Below are 21,698 nucleotides of genomic sequence, written 5' to 3' on the forward strand. Positions count from 1 at the left end.
GTGAAAGTGGAAGCAGACCTCGATCTGTGCCAGGGCCACGCGATGTGCTCGCTGGAGGCACCGGACGTCTTCGACGTTCCCAAGCACGGCAAGGTCCGGATCCTGATGAACGACATACCCGAAAAACTCTGCGGCGACGTCCGATCCGCCGTACGGTACTGCCCCACCCGAGCCCTCCGCATCGTCGAGGACTGATCCAGAGGAGACAAGTCATGGCACCCTTCGACCGAGCAGAACTCGACGAGATGATCGAGCGCTGGATCGAGGCCAACAAGAAGGCCGAGGCAGCCGGTGACTGGAAGTCCTTGGCCGACATGTACACCGAGGACGCGACCTACGGCTGGAACTACGGTCCCACGGACGACTTCATGGCCGTCGGGCGCGAGGAGATCCGCGAGCTCGCGCTCGGCCAGGAGATGGCCGGCCTGGAGGGCTGGCAGTATCCCTATCAGCGGTTCGTCGTGGACGAGCGGACCGGCGACGTCATCGGCTTCTGGAAACAGGTCGCCGACGCCACCCGCGACGACGGGTCGCACTACGAGGTGCACGGCTTCGGCGGCAGCTGGTTCCGCTACGGCGGGAACTTCCGATGGTCCTGGCAGCGTGACTTCTTCGACTTCGGGAACGTCTCCCACCTCTTCCTGGAGATGATCACGGGCAACGCCCTGTCCGACGGCATGAACAAGCGGATCGAACGGTCGACGTCGACGAAACGTCTTCCCGGCTGGTATCCGGCCGGACAGGCGCCGGTTCCGCTGTGGTGAGCCCGGTGAACGTCCGCGACTCCTTCGCGGCGCTCTCCCGGGCCGACCTCGCCGTCCTCGTCCCCGAACTGCTCCTGTGCGGTCAGCTCATCGACCGCTCCGGGATGGCGCACCTGATCTCGGCGTTCGGACGGGAGGGAATGACCGAGGTCGCCGTCGAGGAGTGGCAGGCGTCGAGCCCGTGGTATACCCGGCGCATGCAGCGGGCCCTGCGGTACGAGGGCGACGGTGTCGAGACGATCTTCAAGGGGCTGCAACTCGACATCGGCGCGCCCCCGCAGTTCATGGACTTCCGGTTCCGCGTCGACGACCACGACCACGGTGAGTTCCGGCTCGACCACTGCGGCGCGCTCATGGACGTCGAACCGATGGGCGACGCGTACGTGAAGGCCATGTGCCACGACATCGAGGACCCCACGTTCGACGCGACCGCCCTTGCCACCAACCCGCACGCCCGGGTGCGGCCGATCCACCGGCCGCCGCGCCGGCCGGCCGGCCGCCATCCGCACTGCGCGTGGACGGTGACGATCGACCCGTCGCACGTTCCACCGCAGGCCGCGCCCCACACCGAGGCGATCGGGCGTACCGCGGCCGTCGCAGTGGAACTCAGCGCGATCGACCCGGCGGACGAGGGACTCGGCGACTATTCCGGGCCCCTGCTCTCCGACCTGCGGTTCGCGGACTTCTCGCACTCGGCCCTGGTGCGGATCGCGGAGGAGGTGTGCCTGCAGCAGCATCTGCTCACACTGGGTTTTCTCATCGGCGTGCGCAAACGCACGGACGAGGACGCCGCGCTGGCCCTCACCCGCAAGCAGTTGACCGGCATCGCCGGGCTGGCGTCCGAGCGGATACGCGACGCCCTCGGCCTGCCGCGTGACTTCGAGGGACTGGCGACGGTGCTGTCGGTCCACCCCGTGTTCGCGCCGAGGCAGTACGTCCAGCGCGACATCCGGTGGGAGCCGGACAGACTGCGCCTGCGCCTCGGGCGAGCCGGGGGTGCCGACGCGGACGGGTCGTGGCCGACTCTGGTCGACGGGCACCACCTCGAGCCGCTGCAGGCGCTGGTGCGCGGCGTCGACCCGCACTTCACCGCGCACGTGGTGTCCGAGGACGCACACGCGCTCACCGTCGAGGTGATCCGCGACGCCGAACCCGCGAAGGAATGCGGCGAGGTGGCGATCACCCGCTTCAGCACCGGCGCGAACTTCACGTTCGCCGATCGCGGAATCCCCCTGCCGCTCACCGTCGTCTGAGCGTCCCATCCATTCCCACCCCCACCCCCACGCGCCCCCAGGTGAGCGAATGTATCGTTCTGTCGGCCTGAAGAGGTGAGCGATACATTCGCTCGGGTGGCTGCGTGCAGTCAGGGCGGGCAGCAGTTCCCTTCTCTACCAAGGGATTACGCTGCAGCCCGACGGTGAGCGTTTCGCGCAGAGTGTGTCGTCGCGCATCGACTACGACCTGCTCGCCACCGAACACTTTCCCCGCGTGGCGCGGACGCTGCGCCTGCAGACCATCCCCGACGATCTGCTGAACCACGAGCGTTACCGCTCGTCGAGGCAATTCCTCGACCGGGTCGCCGAGGAGGGCTTCGAGCCACTCCGTGTGCCGATGCCCATCGACTGGGAGTTCGCCCGGCGGGAGCTGGCCGGCGAACTGGCGCCGTCGTACACCAACGGCGACCTGATCTACGGCGTGAACAACGGCGGCAAGTTCTCCGTCGACGTGACGTACCTGGCGGAGGCCGAGGCCACGGGTTACGTCCGCATCGAGACGCTGCACCGGGTCAACGACATCGAGCGCGGACGGGACGGCACGCGGATCGCGCATACGGACCGGACTCCACGGACGGTGTGGTACTCGAACGCAAGCGCATCGTCGCCGACGCGCTGTTTCTCGGTGCCGGACCACCGGGTACCACAAAGCTTCTCGTCAAGGCGCTCGCGAAGGATCTGATCCCGGATCTGCCCGACGCCGTGGGAACGGGATGGGGCAACAACGGAGACCGCGTGTTCTCGGTGACGACCACGCTGCTCGGTCCGGGTGCATGGCAGGGCGGTCCCGCGTGCGTCGGCTTCAAGGACCTCGGGAATCCGGCCGGTCCGCTCATGATCGTCACCGGCCCGGTGCCGTTCCCGGCCGACCTGCTTCTGAGCACCCCGAACCGGCCGAATGTCACATGGGTTCGATTCGATTGAACCCATGTGACATTCGGCCACACAACGGGATTCGGGAACGCTCAGTTCTCGGCGGCGGCGGCGACGCCGGCGCGACGGCCGAAGAAGCTGCTGTCCCCGAGCGACGTGCCGCTCGCGTAGCCCCCCGCACACACGCCGGAGGTGCACCGGCCCGCGGCGAACAGGCCCGGGATCGGTTCGCCCGAGACGTGCAGGACCTCCGAGTTCACGGTGGTGCGCAGGCCGCCGAGGGTGAAGCCCGCGGTGCAGTTGCGCAGGTCCAGGGCCGCGACGGGGGTGCCGATCGGCGTGACCCACTCCGGCTTCTTCCCGAGGACGGGATCGGTGCCGGCCGCGGCGTGCCGGTTGTACACCTCGACGGTGGCCTGCAGCGTGCCCTCCGGCAGGCCCATGTCGGATTCGAGTTCGGCGACGGTCTCCGCCGCCCACTTCGGCGGGAACCGGAAGTACGGGGTGGAACTCGTCGTCGTGCAACCTTCCTCGTATGCCGCCTCGTCGATGATCAGGTACGCCTGGTTGTCGTTCTCGAGGAGGGTGAGCTGCCCGATGCGTCCCGGGTAGGTGTCCTCGGGAACGTACCGCTGGCCGCGGCCGTTGACGAGGATGCCGCGCGCCATCAGCTGCGGGTCGGCGAAGAACGCCACCTCGGTGGCGTTCATGTGCGCGAGGTCGGCGCCGAGGGCCTGGGCCATCCGGATGGAGCAGCCGTCGTGCTCCTCGATCGCGGCGCCCGGGCGGCCGATCAGCTGCGGGGCGAACGAGGTGACCATCGCCTCGTTGTAGGCGAAGCTGCCGGTGGTGAGCACGACGCCGCGCCGCGCCCGCACAAAGACCTCGTTCCCGTACTTCTTGGCGGCGATCCCGACGACCCGGTCCGTGTCGTCGACAATCAGCCGCTGCGCCCGGATGTCGAAGACGGATGTCACGCCGAGGGATTCTGCCGTCTCGGCGAGCGGCTTCATCAGCATGTACCCGCCGCCCTGCTCACCGGTGCGCTTGTTGCTCATCTGCGGCACATGGCCGCGCGGGGCGGGTGTGGCGATCTCGTTGAACGGCGCGGAGTTCTCGCCCCCCGAGTACATCAGACCGTCGTCACCGGGGATCTCCCATCCGGGCTCGCCCCAGAACGCCGGTTTGAAGACCACTCCGTTGTCGGTGAGCCAGTGGTAGTGCTCGACGCTGCCGTCGCAGTATTCCGAGATCTTGGCCTCGTCGGCGCCGGGGCCGAGAGCGGCGAGCATGAATCTCTTCATGTTCTCCGGGGTGTCCTCGAACCCGAGCTCGCGCTGCAGCGGGGTGCCGCCGCCGAGGTAGACGATTCCCCCGGACAGGGAGGCGGCACCGCCCCAGCCGCCGGTGCGTTCGAGGATCAGCACGTCGGTGCCGGCCCGCGCGGCCTCGATGGCGGCCGAGACGCCGGCGATGCCGTAGCCGGCGACGACGATGTCGGCTTCGTGGTCCCAGGCGGTGACCTCTGCGGCACGGAGCGGGCGGAAGGGAGCTGTGGTCATGGAGGTGTTTCCTTCTCGGTCGTGACCGTCAGCGGGTCGGTTCCAGCGTGGCGGCGAGCTTGTCCAGGTAGGCGAGGATCTCGTCCTCCGAGCGGTCGGGCAGGCCGAACATCACTTCGGTCACGCCGAGGTCGCGCCACTGCTGGAGCTTGGCGGGGTCGGGCCGGCCGGCGAGGACGACGATCTCCGGGGCGCCGGCGCGGCCGGCCTCGGCCCAGGTGGCGCGCAGCCGCTCGACGTTGTCGTCGATGTCGCGTTCGATCGGGGTGGTGATCCAGCCGTCGGCGGAGCGGGCGATCCACGCGAAGGTGCGCTCGCTGCCGCCCGCGCCGATCAGCACCGGTGGGCGGGGCTGCTGGATCGGCTTGGGCCAGGCCCAGCTCGGGCCGAACGAGACGAACTGCCCGTCGTAGGAGGCTTCCTCCTCGTTCCACAGCGCCTGCATCGCCTCGAGGTATTCGCGCAGGGCGGTACGCCGCTTGCCGGGAGGTACGCCGTGGTCGGCGAGTTCCTCGGCGTTCCAGCCGAAGCCCGCGCCGAGGACGACGCGCCCGCCGGAGAGGTGGTCGAGGGTCGCGACGGTCTTGGCCAGCGTGATGGGGTCGTGCTCGAGGGGCAGGGCGACCGAGGTGCCCAGCCTGATGGTCGAGGTGACGGCCGCGGCGAGTCCGAGGGCGACCCACGGGTCGAGGGTGCGGCGGTACCGGTCGTCGGGCAGCGTCGCGTTGCCGGTGCTGGGGTGTGCGGATTCGCGGCGCACGGGGATGTGGGTGTGTTCGGGGACGTAGAACGCGTCGAAGCCGCGTTCCTCGGCCGCTCGGGCGGCCGTCTCGGGCCGGATACCGCGATCGCTGGTGAACAGGGTGATGCCGTGACGCACGGAAGCTGCCTCCCTACTTGTCGGGTCCCCGCAACTGTAACGCGTTCTAGTGATTGGTGGAACCCGTTCCAGACACCTGTCCATTTTTTCGGTCAGGTCCCGGCGCCGGCCCGGGGAAGGCGCACTACGCTGGCGGGCAGGCGTACGAAAGGTGAGGACGATGGCGGAGCCGAGTGCAGCATCCCGAACGAAGGCGCGGTCCGCTTCGCTTCTCGGCGCGGACCTGAAGCCGGCCCAGCGCGCCCGCTACCTGAGGATCATCGAGGCCGCGAAGGAACTGGCCTCCGAGGGCGGATACGACGCGGTCCAGATGCGTGCCGTCGCCGAACGGTCGGGCGTGGCGCTGGGCACCGTGTACCGCTACTTTCCGTCCAAGAACCACCTGCTGGTGGTGGCGATGGTGCTGCTGTTCGAAGATCTGAGCAACAGGTTCGGCGACACCGACATCCCCGGCGACTCGGCTCACGAACGGATCATGTCGGTGCTGCACGGCTACATCGGCCGGCTCGAGAGCGACCACAACCTCTACGACGCGCTCGTGCGTGCGGCGATGTTCGCGGACGCCTCGTCGTCGGCCGAGCTCGACCGGCTCGGAGCGATCATCACCGGGATGTACGCCCGGGCGGCCGGGGTCGAGGTGGTCAGCGAGCAGCTCCTCAACGCGGTGCACGTGATCGCGGACGTGTGGATGTCGAACCTGGTGAGCTGGGCCGCCGGTCGGGCCACGGCGGATCAGGTGATGGCGCACATGGACAGCGTGGTGCGGCTCGTGTTCGACCGGCTGGAGAAGCTGCAGGCGATCGGCTGACGCAGCGGATCAGGCGGGAACCTCCACGATGCCCACGGTCGGGAGGAAGAAGCACGACGTCTCGCCGTTCTGCACCGTGCCGAACACGGCGGCCAGGACAGTTCCCGAGCCGGTCGCGACCGGTGCCGCGCGGACTCCGCCGAGCGGGACCGCGCCTGCGAAGAAGTTCTGCACCGCGGCGGCGACGAGGGGCTTGGCGAACTCGGGCAGGCCGCCGGGCACGGCGAGGGCTGCGGCCTCGGCGATGGTGCCCATGGGCACGAACCCGCCCTGGAAGGTGTTGACGTTGAACCAGGCGACCTGCATGCCGGTGGTGTTCCCGCTGTCCTTCTCGACGCCCATGGGCACGAAGGCGAACAGGGTTTCGCCGGGATCGACGGCATTGACGGGACCGACCATCGGGATGTTCAGGTTGGGCCACGGGCCGGGAGCCGCGCCGGCGACGGCGGGGGCGATACCGAGCGGCAGGCTGCCGCCCTCGGTGCAGAAGGGCGCGCCGGTGGGGTAGAGGAACGGTTCGATGCCGAGGCCGCGCAGGAACTCCACGGCGTCCTCGTAGGCGGAGAGCGGCGAGTTCTCGGCGACGTCGGTGGCACCGCCGCGGGCGGAGCCGATGGCCTCGGCGGCGGCGAGCGCGAGTGCATCGGCGCCCGGCTGGGCCCGGAGCGTCTCGAGGGCGCCGAGGAGCGGGTCGGGCGCCGGCGCCGCGGCGACTGCGGGGTCCGCGGGGGGTTCGGCGGCCGCGACGGTCGGCAGCGCCAGAGCAGCGGCCACGGTGAGGGAGGCTGCGGCGGTGAGCCGGCGCAGCCTGCGCCGGGTGGTCCTGGTGGTCATGCTTCGCTCCTGTACGTGGTCGGAACCGGAACACCCTTCGCCCCGGAGTCGTGCGACGGCTCCGGGGCGGAGACCCATGGGTCTGGTGTTACTCGTGTGACTCATGGTGTTGGTGGGATCTAGCAGACCACAGGAAGAACAGACCGGCCAGTCCGGCGCGGCGTGGCGTTATTCAAACGAAACGAGTTGTGGCCGGTTCGAGACCGGACATTTCAGTCGTGGTGGGGTTCAACCGGCGTCTGCCCCGACGTCTCGTCCGGATTCCGGCGCAGATGCAGCAGGCTGACGGTGAGACCGCCCCACACCAGCCCCAGCGCGACGAGCATCATCCCGATCGCAGATCCACTCACAGTCTCTCTCCCGCTTCCGTCGATTCGGTATGCGCCAGCTCGGCGTCGGTCAGGCCCCACGGTGCGAAGGACAATGCCACCGCGATCACGATCACCAGCGCCTGCACGCCCCACCCGAACGTCATGACGAGTGCATCCGGCAGGTCGTTGTAGCCCTCCCGGCTCCGATCCACGATCTCGCTGATCAGCATGTAGCCGAGCACGATGGGTGTGAGGACGCCGGCGAAGACCCGCCAGAGCAGGCCTACCCGGAACGACGACACCGAGTTGAGATGGTCCTGCAGTTCGGGCAGCCGGCGCAGCCCCCATGCGAGCACCACGAGCGTCGCGAAGGCGACCCCGACGATGCCGAACTGGTTGGCGAAGCGGTCGACCACGTCGAGGGTGTTCAGGCCGGTGGTGGTCGGGAACAGCAGCAGCGAGGTGACGCTTGCGACGCCACCGACGATCAGGACCGCCGGCACGCGGGTGAGGCCGGTCTTGTCCTCGACGGCCGACACGCACACCTGGATGATGCTGATCAGCGACGTGAAACCGGCGAAGACGAGCGAGCCGAAGAACAGCAGGCCGAACAGGGAACCGCCGGGCATCTCCGAGACGATCGTCGGGAACGCGATGAACGCCAGCCCGATACCGCCGCTGACCACCTCGTCGACGGCGACGCCCTGCGCCTGTGCCATGAAGCCGAGCGCCGAGAACACGCCGATTCCGGCGAGGATCTCGAAGCTCGAGTTCGAGAAGCCGACGACGAGACCGGAGCCCGTGAGGTTGGTCCGGTGCTTGAGGTACGACGAGTAGGTGACCATGATGCCGAACGCGACGGACAGCGAGAAGAAGATCTGCGCGTAGGCGGAGATCCACACCCCGGTGTCGGTCAGCGCCGACCAGTCCGGCCGGAAGAACGCGTCGAGACCGGTGGCGGCGCCGTCGAGGGTCAGCGCCCGCACCACCATGCCGGCGAACAGCACCAGCAGCAACGGCACGAAGAACCGGTTCGCCGCGCCGATGCCGCGCTGCACGCCCAGACCCAGGATGACGAGCACCACGAGCCAGATCCCGAGCAGCGGCCACGCCACGCCCGGGACGAAGTCGAGGCCGAACGTGGCGTCCGCGTTCATCTGCAGGAAGTCCTGCAGGAAGAAGGTCTCCGCGTCGTCGCCCCATGCCTGCGTGGCCGAGAAGAACGTGTAGCGCAGCGCCCACGCGATGATCACCGCGTAGTACACGCCGATGACGAAGCAGATGCCCACCTGCCACCAGCCGAGGCTCTCGGTGGCGCGCTTGAGGCGGTGGAACGCCAGCGGCGGCGACCCGCGGAACTTGTGACCGATCGCGTAGTCGACGAACAGCAACGGGATGCCCGCGGTCAGCAGGGCCACCAGATACGGCACGATGAACGCACCGCCGCCGTTCTCGTACGCGATGTACGGGAAACGCCAGATGTTGCCCAGCCCGACCGCCGAGCCGATGGCGGCGAGAATGAACACCGACCGGCCGGACCAGACCTCTCTCTTGCGCACCGCTGCGTCCTCTGTCACTGACGTACCTTTCCTCGGTTACAGACTGTCGACGCTAGCACCCCCGCGGCTGCCTCGCGGCTGATCCGGGAGGGCGGACGCGGTGTGTCGGAGCGGAGCTCAGTCCCGCCACAGTTTGTCGAGTTCCGGACCCGGTTCCTCGTCCGGCGGGGCGCCGCGGTAGCGCAGGGCGAAGATCACCCAGCCGATCGACGCGATCATCAGGAAGCTCACGAGCCGGTATACGACGACGGCGGCCAGGGCCTGCGCGCCGGTCATCCCGCTGGCCGTCAGCGCGGGCACGAGCACGGCGTCCATCACCCCGAGCCCGGCCGGCAGGAGGGGGATTGCGCGGCTGGCGGCAGTACCGGCGGCGTACGCGACGGCGATACCGGCCAGGCTGGGCTTGCCGCCGATCGCGTACGCGGCGAAGGCGAGGCACGCACCGTCGCACAGCCAGTTGAACAACGACCAGCCGAACGCGCGCGCGGCGTGGGTGCGGTCGAGCTGGACCGCCTGGAGCTGCGCCACGATCCGCTTCCAGGCGCGGGCGCCGGCCCGCGCGGGCTTCTTGCGCAGGCGGTTCACGCCGCGCAGCGCGATGATGCCGATCGACTCGAACGCATCCGGCCGGCTTGCCGCGTACTGCACGAGCACCACGAACGCCGCGAATCCGCCGAGGGAGAAGATGAGCGAGAACGGGTTGGTGGTGGCACCGACGAGCAGCGCGCCGACCAGGCCGAGCAGCGCCAGGCCCGCGGCCTGCAGCAGACCGGCCATCACCAGCTGCCAGGTGGAGACGACGGGGCTGGCCCCCCACTTGCGCATCTGCCGGTAGGTGAAGGTGGTGGCCACCACGGGTCCGCCGGGCAGGGTCACGCTCATCGAGTTCGCCGCGTACGCCACCGACAGGGACTGGCGCTGCGTCACGGTGACCCCGGCCGCGGACAGCAGGGTGCGCTGTACCCGGGCAAAGCTCGACATCTCGGTCAGCGCGGCCAGGATCGCCGCGCCCACCCACCACCAGCGCAGGTCGCCGAGGCTGCCGACGCTGGTCTTCAGTTCCGGCCAGACGAGAACGACCTCCACGGTGAGGACGACGACGAGCACGAGGCCGAGCAGCCACTTGAGGCGCCGGCGCCGGGTCGGCGACATTCCGCCGTTGCCGTTGCCGTTGCCGTTGCCGTTGCCGTTGTCTCTTCCGTGGCTCGGGGTGTGGTCGTGTTCGCCCACGGACGCGCCCCCGTTCTCACCCGCATCGGTCATGTGGTCGTGGGCCAGTTCGCCAGCGTCTTCCGGTACAGGTCCTCGACCTCCGCGACCCGTGTGCCGAGCTCGTCGAGGGTCCAGTCGCTCACGTCGATGGGATCGAGGACCACCACGTCGACGGTTCCCGGCCGCAGCACCGTGGAGTGCTTCCACAGCACCTCCCCGGCGTTGCGGATCACCACCGGCACGATCGGCACGCCCGCCTGCATCGCGATGTGGAACGCGCCCTTCTTGAACCGGCCGATCTCCGGGGTCAGGGAGCGGGTGCCCTCCGGCGCGATGATCACCGAGGTGCCCTCGCGCAGCGTGTCGACCACAGGACCGAGTGCGGCCTTCGCCTGCTCGGTGTTGGCCCGGTCCACGAACGCCGCACCGACGAAGCGGAGCACCAGCCCGAACAGCGGGTCGCTGGCCATCTCCTTCTTCGTGACCCCCGTGAAGCTGTGCCGCAGCACCCGCGCCATGATCACCGGATCGAGCTGGCTCTGATGGTTGAAGATGAACACCGCGGGGCGATGTGACCAGGCGTTGGCCTCGTTCCGAATGTTCACGTCGATGCCGGCGAGCGCGAGGGGCACCTCGCCGGTGAGGGTGGCGATCGAGTCGAGCGCCACCTTCTTGTTGCGGTTGAGCAGGCCGAGGCCGACGCCCGTCCACACCGAGCCGAACAGCCCGCCGTACGCCGCGAGGGTGCGGATCACCTCCTTGGTGCCCGGCGTTCCGCGCGGCCTGAATCGCAGGATCGGCCAGCCTTGCTCGGCGGCGGTGCGCTCGAGGTTCCGGTCCGGATTGGTCGGCGTCGGATTGCCCATCGTGGCGAGGAAGTCGGCGTCCTCGCCCCCGTTGGAATACGTGTAGCTCTGCTCGCGATCGATGTTGTTCGCCTCCGCGAACGCCACCACGGCCTGCGCTTTACCGCTGCGCCACAACGACTTCCCGTCCACACGGCCCGTGAGCACCCCGTCGCGCACCTCGAGGGGGCTGAACAGGACGTGCTCGACGCCGAGCGCATCCGCCGTCGCCTGGATCTGGTAGCGCGACGCCGAGGACGCGATCACCACCGTGTGCCCCGCCGCCTGATGCGCCCGGATGAGCTGCCACGCCTCGGGATAGATGTGGCCGGCGATCGTGGAGGCGAACAGCCGGCGCCCGATCTCGTACAGCTCCTCCTCGGTGTGCCCGCCCCACGCCTTGAACGCCACCGCGACGAACCGCTCGAAGTCCGCCTCGGTGTCGTGGCCGCGCAGGCCGTTGAGCATGGTTGCGGCGAGTTCGGCGGCGCCGACCTTCCCGGCGAGCAACCGGTCGCGGAAGAAGTGCAGACCGGAGAAGCCGTGGACGATGGTGCCGTCGAAGTCGAAGAATGCCGCGATCTCCGGACCCTTCGGCCCGGTACGCACGCGCTCGAGCGCTTCCTCGAGGATCACCGCTCCGCCTTTCTGTTGGATACGTCGAGAGACTCGGCGAGCCGGACCCGCTCACCCACCGCCAGCAGCTGTGCCGCGAACTCCTCCCGCTTCTGCCGAATCTCCTCGCCCCCACGTTCCAGCAGCCCGCGGTTGGCGGCAAGCTGTAACGCCGTCGTGAACAGTTCCGACGAGACCGATTCGGGTCCGAACAGCCGGCCCTGCAGCAGCATCTGCCGGCCGACCGCGACGCACTCGTCCAGGAACGCCTTGCGGTCGACCTGCAGGGACGGGTCGCGCCGCGCGAGCCGCTCGGCGACGACGAGCTGCGCGTCGAAGAAGGACCGCAGAGCTCGGTGCACCATGAAGAACCCGGTTTCGAGGAGCGCGGCCAGCGCGAGTTCCACGTCCGGCAAGGCGTTGCGCCAGGACGGCATCAGCAGGGCGATCTCGTCGCGCATGTCGGCCTCGAACCGGTCCCGGTCGGGGAAGAAGAACTCGAACTTGAGCAGGTCGCGCGCCGCCTTGGCCTCCTCCCACGCCGCCCGCACCGGGTCGAGGCCCGGATTGGCGTGCGCGTGGAGGATGGCCAGCTCCATCAGGGCACGGTTGACGAACCAGTGCACGCCGCTGTTGCGATAGAACGCCGCGACCAGGTGCTGCCCGGGCTGGATCGCGTAGACCGGCTCGTCCCCGCCGGCGTAGGTGGTGACCACACCGGCATCGCTCAGCGAGGCGAGGACGTTCGCGAGGCCGCCCTCGATGTCGAGGACGCCGAGTTCGCCCTGGGGTATCCCGCGGGCGTCGATGTACCGGCGCACCGGCGCGATCACCGACCGCACCTCGTCCAGGGTCAGCGCCCGGTCCCGGACGCCGAGCAGAGCGAGGGTGACCAGGCAGTTCACCGTGACCGGGGTGTGGCAGTTGATGCCCACGGCCACCTCGAACGCGACCTTCTGCAGCGCCTTGCGGCTGCGCTCGCTCCCGGGCTCGGCCGGCTCCCCGGACAGCTCGGGATCCCCGCTCGTGGCGAGCTGCGAGCGCATCGACAGCGGTTCGCCGAACCGCACGTACACGTTGCCCGCACGGCGCCGCTGATTGCGCGCGTACCGGGCCAGCCAGGCCAGGCCCTCGGGCTTCTTCTGGGCGCCCGTCTGTTCGGCCGCGACGGCCGCGACCTCGGCGAGCCCCTCGTAGGTGATGGACACCGGCACGAGCATCGCGTCCTCGACCCGGCCGCTCCGGATGGCGTTGGCCACATAGTTGAGCAGGCCGTAGCGGGGCGCGCGGAGTTTGCCGGTGCGGGTGCGGCCACCCTCGAAATACCATTCGAGGTTGAACCGCTTGGTCAGCAGATACGCGAAGTACTCCTCGAGCGCCGCCTTGTAGACGGCGTCGTCGCCGAAGCTACGGCGGATGAAGACGGTGCCGGTGCGCCGGGCGATCGGGCCGATCGGCCAGAACGTCAGGTTGGCGCCACCCATGAGGTGATTCCGCGGAAAATCGTTCCGGGCCAGCACGTCGCCGAGCACGAACGCGTCCGCGTAGGACCGGTGCGACGGCAGGAACACCAGCGGATACCGCCGGTTGACGTCGCGCAGGCTCCGCAGCCCGGATTCGTCGGCGTGCACGGTCCATGCCGCGGAGTGCAGCGGGCGCATCATCTCGGTGAACAGGTCGGTCACCAGCCGGGACTGGACGGCGACGAGTTCCCCGAGGGCGGACGTCGCTCGTAACCGGACCTCCTCGGGCGCGATGTTGTGCTCGGTGCTGATCGCGTCGAGCCGCCGCCGGAACGACGCCGAATCCATGATCTGCTCCGCCACCAGCCTCGGCACCTTGTACCGGTCGCCGATGACGGCACGCTCGGCCCGGTCGAGGCCCACCACCGCGCGGTGCGTCACGAACCGGGCGAACGACTCGGGTGCCGGGTCGCCGTCCTCGGCCAGGTGCCGGGCCCGCAGCTCGCTCAGCCGCGCCGGCTCGGCGAGAACGATCCGATACCGGTCGGGGGACCGCCCGACCAGCCACTTCTGCAGGAGCCGGTTCGGGCTGCGCGGGTTGGTCAGCGCCACGACGTCGGAGAACCGGACCCGGCGCTCGCCGTCCCGGGCCTCCGGCAGCCACACCACCCCGACGGGGAGCACGAGGGGATCGTCGTCCCGGTTCACGAGATCGCGCGCGAGCCGGCGCGGGTCGAGTTCCATCTCCTCGACCGGTCCGTCGGCGCGGTACTCCTTCGGCACCCGGTTCGACCGCAGCCAGCTCGCGATCAGCTTGCGCTCGATCGGTGTCGTCGTCTCGGCGACGACCACCGTCGGTTGTCTCCCGGATTCCGAGCCTCGCCCGTTCGTGCTCATGTCACCCCATTCCCGGATAGCCCGAGTGAAACGTACCGCGTCTCCGGCACCGGCTCCGGTGCAACCACACGAGAGACCTTCGGCACTTCTGCCGGCGCGCGATCCGGTCCACCCTGAGGCAAGGTGGGCAGCGTACCGACGTTCGACAAGCCTCATCGGGGAGGAACTCCGTGACCGGCACCGACCGATCCGAACCCGCATACGCGGCGATCCGCGAGACCCACACCTCGGTGGTGTTCTTCGTCGGGGGCCGCGTGCACAAGCTCAAGAAGCCACTCGATCTCGGGTTCCTCGACAACCGGACCCGGCAGGCGCGGGAGCGGGCCTGCCACCGTGAGGTCGAACTCAACCGGCGTCTCGCCCCGGACGTCTACCTCGGCGTCGCCGACGTGCGCGGGCCCGACGGGCAGGTGTGCGAGCACCTCGTCGAGATGCGCCGGCTGCCCGACGACCGGCGGCTCGCCGCGCTGGTGCAGCGGGGCGAGCCCGTCGCCGGGGTCGTCACCGCCGTCGCGCGGCAGGTCGCGGCCCTGCACGCCGCGTCGCCGCGCGATCCGGCCATCGACCGGTGTGCCACGGCGCAGTTCCTCGACGGATTGTGGCGCGAGAGCCTCGACCACCTCGACCGCCTGCCCGTCGGGGCCGAGGCCGGCGACGCGCTCACCGCGATCCGGGACATGGCCGGCCGCTATCTCGCGGGCCGCGAACGGGTGCTCGACGAGCGGATCGCCGCCGGGCGGGCCGTCGACGGCCACGGTGATCTGCTCGCCGACGACATCTTCTGCCTCGACGACGGCCCCCGGATCATCGACTGCCTCGAGTTCGACGACCGGCTGCGCTACGGCGACGCCGCACTCGACATCGCCTTCCTCGCGATGGATCTCGAACGGCTCGGCGGCGAGGCGGCGGCGCGGCAGCTGCTGCCCGCCTATGCCGAGTTCTCCGCCGACGCGTTCCCGCCGTCGCTGATGCACCATTACATCGCGTACCGGGCCGTGGTCCGGGCCAAGGTCGCCGCGCTGCGGCACGAACAGGGTGACGAGCACTCGCGCGCCGGCGCGCTCGCGTTCCTGGACCAGACGCGGCGCAACCTCGACCGGGGCCGCGTCCGCCTCGTCGTCGTCGGAGGTCTGTCCGCCACCGGCAAGACCACCGTGGCCCATCTCGCCGGGCAGCACCTGGGTGCGACCGTGCTGCGCAGCGACGTGGTCCGCAAGGAACTGGCCGGTCTCGCCCCGACCGCCGATGCGACCGCCGCCGTCGGTGCCGGGCTCTACAGTGCCGCCCACACCGACGAGACCTACGGGGAGGTGCTGCGCCGCGCCGTCGTCGCGCTCACCCACGGCGAGTCGGTCGTGCTGGACGCGACGTGGCTCACCGAGGCTCGTCGCGCGGCGGCGCGTGCGGTTGCGGCCGCCGCGACCGCCGACCTCGTCGAGATCGAGTGCCGGGCGGACCCGGCGGTGCTGGTCCGCCGCATCGTGGCCCGGCGCGAGCGGGGCGACGACGCGTCCGACGCCACGCCCGCCGTCCTGGACGAGCAGCTGCACGTGCGCGACGAGTGGCCCACGGCTCGCGTCGTGGACACGAGCGACGGCGCCCTCCCCGATGCCGCGTGGCTGGAGCGGGAACTCGGTCCGGGACCGTGGTGAGGACAGGCTCGCATTGCTACCGCGGCGCGCGGAATCGCCCTAGCCTGGCGGCATGTCGACCGATCCTTCCCTCAATCACGCCGACGTCGAGCCGCACTCCGGAGGCATCTCGGCGAAACTGAACTGGTTGCGCGCCGGCGTGATGGGCGCGAACGACGGAATCGTCTCCACGGCCGGCCTCGTCGTCGGTGTGGCCGCCGCCACCACCGACGAATCGACGATCCTCACAGCGGGTTTCGCCGGGCTCGCGGCCGGCGCGGTGTCGATGGCCCTGGGGGAGTACGTGTCGGTCAGCACGCAGCGTGACACCGAGCGGGCGCTGCTGCACAAGGAACGTCGCGAGCTCGAGGAGATGCCGGACGCCGAACTCGAGGAGCTGACCGCGCTGCTCGAGGGCAAGGGAATGTCGAGGGCGACGGCGCGCTCCGCGGCGAAGGAGATGACCAAGCGCGACGCGCTGGCCGCGCACGCCGAGGTCGAACTCGGCATCGATCCCGAGGCGCTGGCCAATCCGTGGGCCGCGGCGTTGTCGTCGGCGGTCTCGTTCACAGTCGGCGCCCTCGTGCCGCTGCTCGTGATCGTGCTGCCCCCGGCGAGCTTGCGGATCCCCGTCACGTTCGTGTCGGTGCTCGTGGCGCTGGCCCTGACGGGTTCGGTCAGCGCGTGGCTCGGCGGCGCGCGCCGCGGCCGGGCGACGTCCCGCGTGGTGATCGGCGGTGCGCTCGCGATGATCGTGACGTACGCGGTGGGTATGGCGTTCGGGACCGTGACGGCCTGAGCCGGTGCCGCCCGGCGACGGGCGGCACCGGCCGGTGGTCATTTCTTGCGGCTGATCATGATCGGGCAGGGCGCGTTGTGCAGCAGGTTCTGGCTCACCGACCCGAGCAGTGCCCCGGTGAACTGGCTGCGGCCGTGGCTGCCCACCACGACGAGCTGTGCGTCCTCGAGCTGGCGCAGGATCACCTTCGCGATGGGGCCCCGGTCCACGACGCGGCGGACCTCCACGTCGGGGAACTTCTCGTGCCAGCCGGCGAGAGTCTCGGACAGGACCGCGGATTCGGACTCACCCACCGCCTCCCAGTCCACCAGCGTCGCGACCGTGCCGACGCCGAGGGCGGCGTCCCCGATCCAGGAGTGCACCGCGACCAGCGGCACACCGAACAGCGAGGCGTACTCGAAGGCGTGCCCGACCGCGGCCGTCGACAGCTCGCTGCCGTCGACGCCGACGACGATGGGCCGGGTGTCCGGCAGCGGTCGTGCTGTGTCGCCGCGCCACACCACCACCGGGCACGGGGCGTGGTTGGCCACGCGCAGCACGGTCGAGCCGAGCAGGAAGTTCTCCACGGCGTTGGCGCCGGTGGCGCCCATCACCACGAGGCGGGCGTCCTCGGCGGCCTCGAGCAGCGAGTTGGCGGCGGGGCCCGGACCGATGAAGCTCTGCACCTCGAGATCCGGATGGTCGGAGCGGACCACGTCGGTGACGTTCGACAGGATCGCTTCGCCGTCCTCCCGGAGCTGGTCGACCATCTGCGCCTGGATGAGCACCGCGGCCTCGCTGTAGAAGATGCCCTCGCTGGGCAGCGAGTGCACCAGGTGCAGGGGCGCGCCGAGACGAGCGGCGAGGGCGGCCGCCCACCGGGCCGCACTCGTGGCGACGGCGGAACCGTCCACGCCCGCTACGACGGCATTCCGGTTGGCAAGTGTGCTCATTCGAACTCCTTCTCGGTGCATTCTCCGCGCTCGGGGGCGCATGTCGAGTGTTTCACGGAACCAGGACCGCCGCGCCGCCGAAACGCCCCGCGGACAGGTCCTCGAGCGCGCGGTCGGCACGGTCGAGCCCGTACGCGGTGGTGGTGACGCGCAGGCGGTGTTCGTTCGCGAAGCCGAGGAACTCGTGTGCGTCGGAGCGGGTGTTGGCCGTGACGCTGCGCACCTGGCGTTCGCGGAACAGGTGCTGCTGGTAGTTCAGCGGGGGCACGTCGCTGAGGTGGATGCCGGCGACGGCGAGCGTGCCGCCGGCGTCCAGTGCGGCGAGAGCGGTGGGCACCAGTTCCCCGGCGGGGGCGAACAGGATCGCCGAGTTCAGCGGCTCGGGCGGCTCGTCGTATGCGCCCTGCGCGGAGGCCGCGCCGAGTTCGAGGGCGAGCCGCCGGGCGGTCTTGCCGCGGGTCATGACGTGCACGCGGGCGCCCCGGGCGAGGGCGACCTGCGCGGCGAGGTGGGCGCTGCCGCCGAAGCCGTACAGGCCGAGCACGCCGCCGTCCGGAACCTCGGCGCGCAGCAGCGCCCGATAGCCGATGATGCCGGCGCACAGCAGGGGGGCGAGTTCCGCGTCGGCGTACCCGGACGGCAGCGTCAGTGCGAAAGCGGAAGGGACGGTGGCATATTCGGCGTAACCGCCGTCCGCGTCCCAGCCCGTGTAGGTGGAGTTCGGGCACAGGTTCTCGTCCCCGCGCAGGCAGTACCGGCACCGGCCGCACGTGCTGCGCAGCCACGGGATGCCCACCCGGTCGCCTACCCGGTGCTCGCCGAGGTCGCCACCGACCACCTCGCCGACGACCTCGTGGCCGGGGATGACGTGCGGCCGGTGCACCGGCAGGTCGCCCTCGCTCACGTGCAGGTCGGTACGGCACACCCCGCACGCGAGGACACGCACCAGCAGTTCCCCGGGCGCCGGTTCGGGAATCGGTTCCCGGACCGGCCGCAGCGGATGCTCCGCCGCGGGGCGTGGGATGTCGACACGCCATGCTCGCATCTCTCCAGGGGTGCTCATGCGCGCCTCCTTCCGTCGTCCGGGCTCAGCATGCCCTTTCTCGGCGGTGGTCGGCCAGGGGACAAGGACCCGGTCGGCAGTGGTTCACTTCCACAGCGGTTTCGCCGCCCGCCGCGCCCGCTTCCACGCGCGTTCGAGCTGCGCGACCTGCGCTTCACCGATCTCGAGTTCGCGCTGGTAGGCGATCCCGAGGCCGAAGCTCGACTCGGCGGTGTGGTCCTGCTCGGAGACCATGTCGAGCAGGTGCTCGCGGGCGACCACCGAGTCCTGGAATTCGCCGAGCAGATCCTGGAAGTCGTCGAAGTGATCGAGGGCGCGCTGGGCGCGCTTGCGATGCAGCGGCCGCAGCACCTCGATGGCGTAGCGCATCCGCTTGGCGCCCTTGCGGGCCCGATGGACGAGTTCGTCCCGCTCGGCGTGCGTGGCTGCCTCCCCGGCGTTGCGGACCCGGCGCGAGACCTTCTTCGCGAGGCGGGCGAGGGCGCGGTCGAGGTCCTTCGGGCGAACCTGTCGTCGCTGCTCGCCGGGACCGGATCCGACTGCCCCCCTCGCCAGCCCGTCGATCAGTGCGTCGAGCGAACCCAGCAGGGCCGCGTAGCGGTCCGAGTCGAGGGTGCCGACGGCCTCGAGCCGGGCCGCGTCCGACCGGGCGGAGAAGTACTCGTCGATGCGGGCGCGGATGGCCTCGCGCTGCGCTTCCACGGGCACCTCCGCGACGCGGTCCACGATGCGCTCCCACTGCACCTCGAGGTCGCGCGAGGGGCTGAGTTTCCTTCCCGTCCAACGTAGTTCGTCGACCAGGCTGTCGTCGATCGCGAAGGTTCCCGCATACGTCTGCAGGGCACTGCGGATCCGGCGCAGGGCCTTGCGCATGCTGTGGACGGCGTCCGGGGCGTCCCGGCGCACGCCGATCTCGGCGAGCTCGAGGGTGCGCAACTCGCCGCGCAGGTAGTCGCGCAGGTGCCCGGCCGGGCCGGGCACCGGCTCCTCGGTGGGCAGCAGATCGGCGAGCGCCCGATGCAGCTTGGAGGGATTCGGGGCGCGCTCGATTCCGGCGGCGGTCAGCCGATCCTCGACGGCATCGAGCAGATCGGTTCCGGCCGAGGCGAGCTCGACCTCGATCTCGCGCCACCGCTGCGGCTCGCTGCCCTCCCCTCGGGTCGCGACGACGTCGTCGACGACGATCTCGGCGAGGGCCCGCCCCTCGTCGTCGATCAGGCGGTGGCGCCACCGCTGCGTGTTCAGCACCGCCGCGAGCGCGACGGGACGCGCACGGCGCACCCCGTGCAGGAGGGCGAGCAGTTCGGCCGGTGGCCGGGCGGTGTCGTCGCCGAGGGGGAAGCGCACCTCGGTCCGGGTGTCCGTGCCGGCCGGGAGCTTCACGTGCCAGCCGGCGTCGTGACCCCCCTCGCGGCGGCGCAGGGTGATCCCGGCGCGCAGCAGTCGCAGATCGTCGGTGTCGTAGTACCGCGCCGACAGCTGCTGGAGGTCGGGTTCGGGGTGTGCGGCGACGCCGGGCAGGCCCGACAGGTCCGGCAGCTGCTGCGCGTGCCCGACCGCGTACTTGCGTTCCGATTCCTGAACCGCGTCGATCCTGGGCGGCGTGGTCATGCGATCCGACTCCTGTTCCGGCGGTTGCCCTGCGTGTCCTCGTCGCGCTCGTCGGCGGCGTTCGTCAGACCACTCTGCCACCCCGGCACCGACCTGTGCCCGTCGCACGTGATCGCCGCATCGGCCCGGCTGCGGCCGGCCCGGGAGCGGGGCCCTTCGACTCTGTCCGACCGCGTGCCCGTCGGGCGATCATCGAATAACCTGGGCCGGGGAGGACACAGATGAGGATTCTGGTGACGGCGGCGAGCAGGCACGGCTCCACCACGGAGATCGCCACGGCGCTCGCGGCCGCCCTGCGCGACAAGGGAGCGCACGTCGACGTCGTCGCGCCCGAGCAGGTCGACGCCGTGGACGGCTACGACGCGGTGGTCCTCGGCAGCGCCGTCTACCTCGGGCACTGGTTGCATCCCGCCAAGACCTTCGTCGATCGGCACGCCGGCGCGCTGCGGGAGCGCGCCGTGTTCCTGTTCTCCTCGGGCCCGATCGGCGACCAGGACCGCCCCGTGAACAGGCCGTACGACGCCTCCCTGGCGACGGAGCGCACGGGCGCGCGCGAGCACCGGATGTTCGCGGGGAAACTGGATCCGGAGGTGCTCGGCGCCGGCGAACGCGTGGTTGCCCGCATGACCGGAGGACGCACCGGAGACTTCCGGGACTGGGACGCGATCGGGACCTGGGCCGCGCAGATCGTCGAGTCCGTGGAGCGGCATGCGGTCGAGTCGAGCGGCTGGGGGAGAGACAACGATGGTTACTGAGATCCGGCCGGACACCGCGGCGATCCGGGATGCGGTCGAGTCGGCGTGCCGGGCGCCGTCCCTGCACAACAGCCAGCCGTGGCGTTGGGAGTGGACGGGCGAACGGCTCGAACTGTATGCCGTCGCCGAGCGCATGCTCGGCCACACCGATCCGAGCGGCCGGCAGCTGGTTCTCGGCTGCGGAGCGGCGCTGCACCACGCCCGCGTCGCGCTGTCCGCCGCGTCGTGGATCCCCACCGTGACCCGGCTTCCGGATCCGTCGCGACCGGACCTGCTGGCCGTTCTCGACTTCGACCGGCCCCACACGGTCGACGCCCGTGACGCCGCCCTCGCCCTCGCGATCGGCGCCCGGCACACCGACCGGCGGCCGTTCGCGGCGCCCACGACCCTGCGCGAGAGCCTGGTGGATCTGGAGAACGCCGCCCGCCGGGAGGGGGCGTCGCTGTCGATCCTCGACGCCGAGGCCCGCTCGGACCTCGCGCGGGCGTCGGAACTGAGCGCGGCGATCCGCGAGGGCGACGAGGCCTACCGGCAGGAGCTGGCCTGGTGGACCGGTCGCGCGGAGCCCGGCGACACGGGCGTGCCGGCGTCCGCGCTGCTCGACGACGAGGCCGCCGGGGACATCGATGTGGGACGGCGGTTCCCCACGGGCGCAGGAACTCTGGACACTGCGCAGCCGAAGGCGGACGCGTCGGCGCTGGCGGTGCTCAGCACCCGGGCCGACGAGCGGATCGACTGGCTGCGGGCGGGGGAGGCGATGTCCGCGGTACTGCTCGAGGCCACCGCGGCGCATCTGGCGACGTGCCCGCTCACCCACGTGACGGAGATCGAGGCCAGCCGCGGCATCGTGCGCACGGCGACGGCGCGGACCGGGGAGGTCGCGGGATTTCCCCAGGTGGTGATCCGGTTGGGGGCCCGCAGCGCGCGGGGACTGCCCACCACGTCGCGACGTCCGGTCGACGAGGTCTTCGTCGACCGGAGCGGACGGGACGGATAGCCGCCGGCAACCG

At 70.5% G+C, this 21,698-nt stretch carries 21 protein-coding genes; 10 read left to right on the forward strand and 11 right to left on the reverse strand.

The annotated features are described in order from the left end of the window. The 5 genes from KZJ41_RS06300 (at position 1) to KZJ41_RS06320 (ending at position 2,962) form a co-directional block, all read left to right on the forward strand. Positions 1 to 195 carry a ferredoxin gene (locus KZJ41_RS06300; RefSeq protein ID WP_251550378.1) on the forward strand — a complete coding sequence of 65 codons (195 nt, stop codon included), beginning with the start codon at positions 1 to 3 and terminating at the stop codon, positions 193 to 195. 17 nt (positions 196 to 212) lie between these two features. Further along, positions 213 to 764, forward strand: coding sequence for a nuclear transport factor 2 family protein (locus KZJ41_RS06305; protein WP_231771938.1), 552 nt, complete (start codon positions 213 to 215; stop codon positions 762 to 764). Positions 765 to 769: 5 nt separating this feature from the next. After that, a complete protein-coding gene (locus KZJ41_RS06310; RefSeq protein WP_006936235.1) occupies positions 770 to 2,017 on the forward strand; it encodes a hypothetical protein in 1,248 nt (415 codons plus the stop codon). Positions 2,018 to 2,201: 184 nt separating this feature from the next. Next, on the forward strand, positions 2,202 to 2,720 hold the full coding sequence (locus KZJ41_RS06315) for a hypothetical protein (protein WP_251550380.1): 519 nt from the start codon (positions 2,202 to 2,204) through the stop codon (positions 2,718 to 2,720). A gap of 53 nt (positions 2,721 to 2,773) precedes the next feature. After that, positions 2,774 to 2,962 carry a hypothetical protein gene (locus KZJ41_RS06320; protein WP_251550382.1) on the forward strand — a complete coding sequence of 63 codons (189 nt, stop codon included), beginning with the start codon at positions 2,774 to 2,776 and terminating at the stop codon, positions 2,960 to 2,962. A gap of 41 nt (positions 2,963 to 3,003) precedes the next feature. Here the strand turns inward: KZJ41_RS06320 and KZJ41_RS06325 are convergent, their stop codons facing one another. Together KZJ41_RS06325 and KZJ41_RS06330 are read right to left on the reverse strand one after the other, a co-directional pair. Continuing rightward, complete coding sequence (locus tag KZJ41_RS06325; protein ID WP_029541694.1) at positions 3,004 to 4,473, reverse strand: FAD-dependent oxidoreductase; 1,470 nt, start codon at positions 4,471 to 4,473, stop codon at positions 3,004 to 3,006. Between the two features lie 28 nt (positions 4,474 to 4,501). Continuing rightward, the gene (locus tag KZJ41_RS06330) at positions 4,502 to 5,353 is read right to left on the reverse strand and encodes an LLM class F420-dependent oxidoreductase (RefSeq protein ID WP_050034679.1); all 852 of its coding nucleotides are present in this window, start codon (positions 5,351 to 5,353) and stop codon (positions 4,502 to 4,504) included. 160 nt (positions 5,354 to 5,513) lie between these two features. On the opposite strand from KZJ41_RS06330, the gene KZJ41_RS06335 reads away from it, so the two are divergent. After that, a complete protein-coding gene (locus KZJ41_RS06335) occupies positions 5,514 to 6,161 on the forward strand; it encodes a TetR family transcriptional regulator (RefSeq protein WP_006936229.1) in 648 nt (215 codons plus the stop codon). Positions 6,162 to 6,170: 9 nt separating this feature from the next. On the opposite strand, the gene KZJ41_RS06340 is transcribed toward KZJ41_RS06335, so the two are convergent. The 6 genes from KZJ41_RS06340 to KZJ41_RS06365 all read right to left on the reverse strand — a co-directional run bounded on the left by KZJ41_RS06340 (position 6,171) and on the right by KZJ41_RS06365 (position 13,897). Next, positions 6,171 to 6,995 carry a hypothetical protein gene (locus tag KZJ41_RS06340; RefSeq protein WP_006946975.1) on the reverse strand — a complete coding sequence of 275 codons (825 nt, stop codon included), beginning with the start codon at positions 6,993 to 6,995 and terminating at the stop codon, positions 6,171 to 6,173. 212 nt (positions 6,996 to 7,207) lie between these two features. Then, on the reverse strand, positions 7,208 to 7,345 hold the full coding sequence (locus tag KZJ41_RS06345; protein ID WP_072634473.1) for a methionine/alanine import family NSS transporter small subunit: 138 nt from the start codon (positions 7,343 to 7,345) through the stop codon (positions 7,208 to 7,210). Further along, positions 7,342 to 8,883 carry a sodium-dependent transporter gene (locus KZJ41_RS06350; RefSeq protein WP_006946971.1) on the reverse strand — a complete coding sequence of 514 codons (1,542 nt, stop codon included), beginning with the start codon at positions 8,881 to 8,883 and terminating at the stop codon, positions 7,342 to 7,344. Before KZJ41_RS06350 ends, KZJ41_RS06345 begins: the two co-directional genes overlap by 4 nt. Before the next feature lie 99 nt (positions 8,884 to 8,982). Then, positions 8,983 to 10,128, reverse strand: a complete 1,146-nt coding sequence (locus KZJ41_RS06355) for a YbhN family protein (protein ID WP_180987106.1) — start codon at positions 10,126 to 10,128, stop codon at positions 8,983 to 8,985. Beyond that, entirely contained in the window at positions 10,125 to 11,558 is a 1,434-nt protein-coding gene (locus KZJ41_RS06360; protein ID WP_050034680.1) for an HAD-IB family hydrolase, read from the reverse strand. Before KZJ41_RS06360 ends, KZJ41_RS06355 begins: the two co-directional genes overlap by 4 nt. Further along, on the reverse strand, positions 11,555 to 13,897 hold the full coding sequence (locus tag KZJ41_RS06365; RefSeq protein WP_065922957.1) for a glycerol-3-phosphate 1-O-acyltransferase: 2,343 nt from the start codon (positions 13,895 to 13,897) through the stop codon (positions 11,555 to 11,557). Before KZJ41_RS06365 ends, KZJ41_RS06360 begins: the two co-directional genes overlap by 4 nt. Positions 13,898 to 14,067: 170 nt before the next feature. Between KZJ41_RS06365 and KZJ41_RS06370 the strand changes: the two genes are divergently transcribed. After that, entirely contained in the window at positions 14,068 to 15,549 is a 1,482-nt protein-coding gene (locus tag KZJ41_RS06370; protein WP_065922956.1) for an AAA family ATPase, read from the forward strand. A gap of 52 nt (positions 15,550 to 15,601) precedes the next feature. Further along, entirely contained in the window at positions 15,602 to 16,327 is a 726-nt protein-coding gene (locus tag KZJ41_RS06375; RefSeq protein ID WP_006946958.1) for a VIT family protein, read from the forward strand. A 38-nt stretch (positions 16,328 to 16,365) separates the two neighbouring features. On the opposite strand, the gene KZJ41_RS06380 is transcribed toward KZJ41_RS06375, so the two are convergent. The 3 genes from KZJ41_RS06380 to KZJ41_RS06390 form a co-directional block, all read right to left on the reverse strand. Further along, complete coding sequence (locus KZJ41_RS06380; RefSeq protein ID WP_044476559.1) at positions 16,366 to 17,259, reverse strand: universal stress protein; 894 nt, start codon at positions 17,257 to 17,259, stop codon at positions 16,366 to 16,368. A 52-nt stretch (positions 17,260 to 17,311) separates the two neighbouring features. Next, on the reverse strand, positions 17,312 to 18,304 hold the full coding sequence (locus KZJ41_RS06385) for a zinc-binding alcohol dehydrogenase family protein (RefSeq protein WP_065922955.1): 993 nt from the start codon (positions 18,302 to 18,304) through the stop codon (positions 17,312 to 17,314). Positions 18,305 to 18,406: 102 nt separating this feature from the next. Continuing rightward, positions 18,407 to 19,933 carry a CYTH and CHAD domain-containing protein gene (locus KZJ41_RS06390; RefSeq protein ID WP_043799845.1) on the reverse strand — a complete coding sequence of 509 codons (1,527 nt, stop codon included), beginning with the start codon at positions 19,931 to 19,933 and terminating at the stop codon, positions 18,407 to 18,409. A 221-nt stretch (positions 19,934 to 20,154) separates the two neighbouring features. On the opposite strand from KZJ41_RS06390, the gene KZJ41_RS06395 reads away from it, so the two are divergent. Next, the gene (locus KZJ41_RS06395; protein ID WP_006946953.1) at positions 20,155 to 20,688 is read left to right on the forward strand and encodes a flavodoxin domain-containing protein; all 534 of its coding nucleotides are present in this window, start codon (positions 20,155 to 20,157) and stop codon (positions 20,686 to 20,688) included. Beyond that, the gene (locus KZJ41_RS06400) at positions 20,678 to 21,685 is read left to right on the forward strand and encodes a nitroreductase family protein (protein ID WP_044476558.1); all 1,008 of its coding nucleotides are present in this window, start codon (positions 20,678 to 20,680) and stop codon (positions 21,683 to 21,685) included. Before KZJ41_RS06395 ends, KZJ41_RS06400 begins: the two co-directional genes overlap by 11 nt. Positions 21,686 to 21,698: the final 13 nt, after the last annotated feature.

The organism is Rhodococcus sp. 11-3 (assembly GCF_023704055.1).
Taxonomy (GTDB): domain Bacteria; phylum Actinomycetota; class Actinomycetes; order Mycobacteriales; family Mycobacteriaceae; genus Rhodococcus; species Rhodococcus aetherivorans.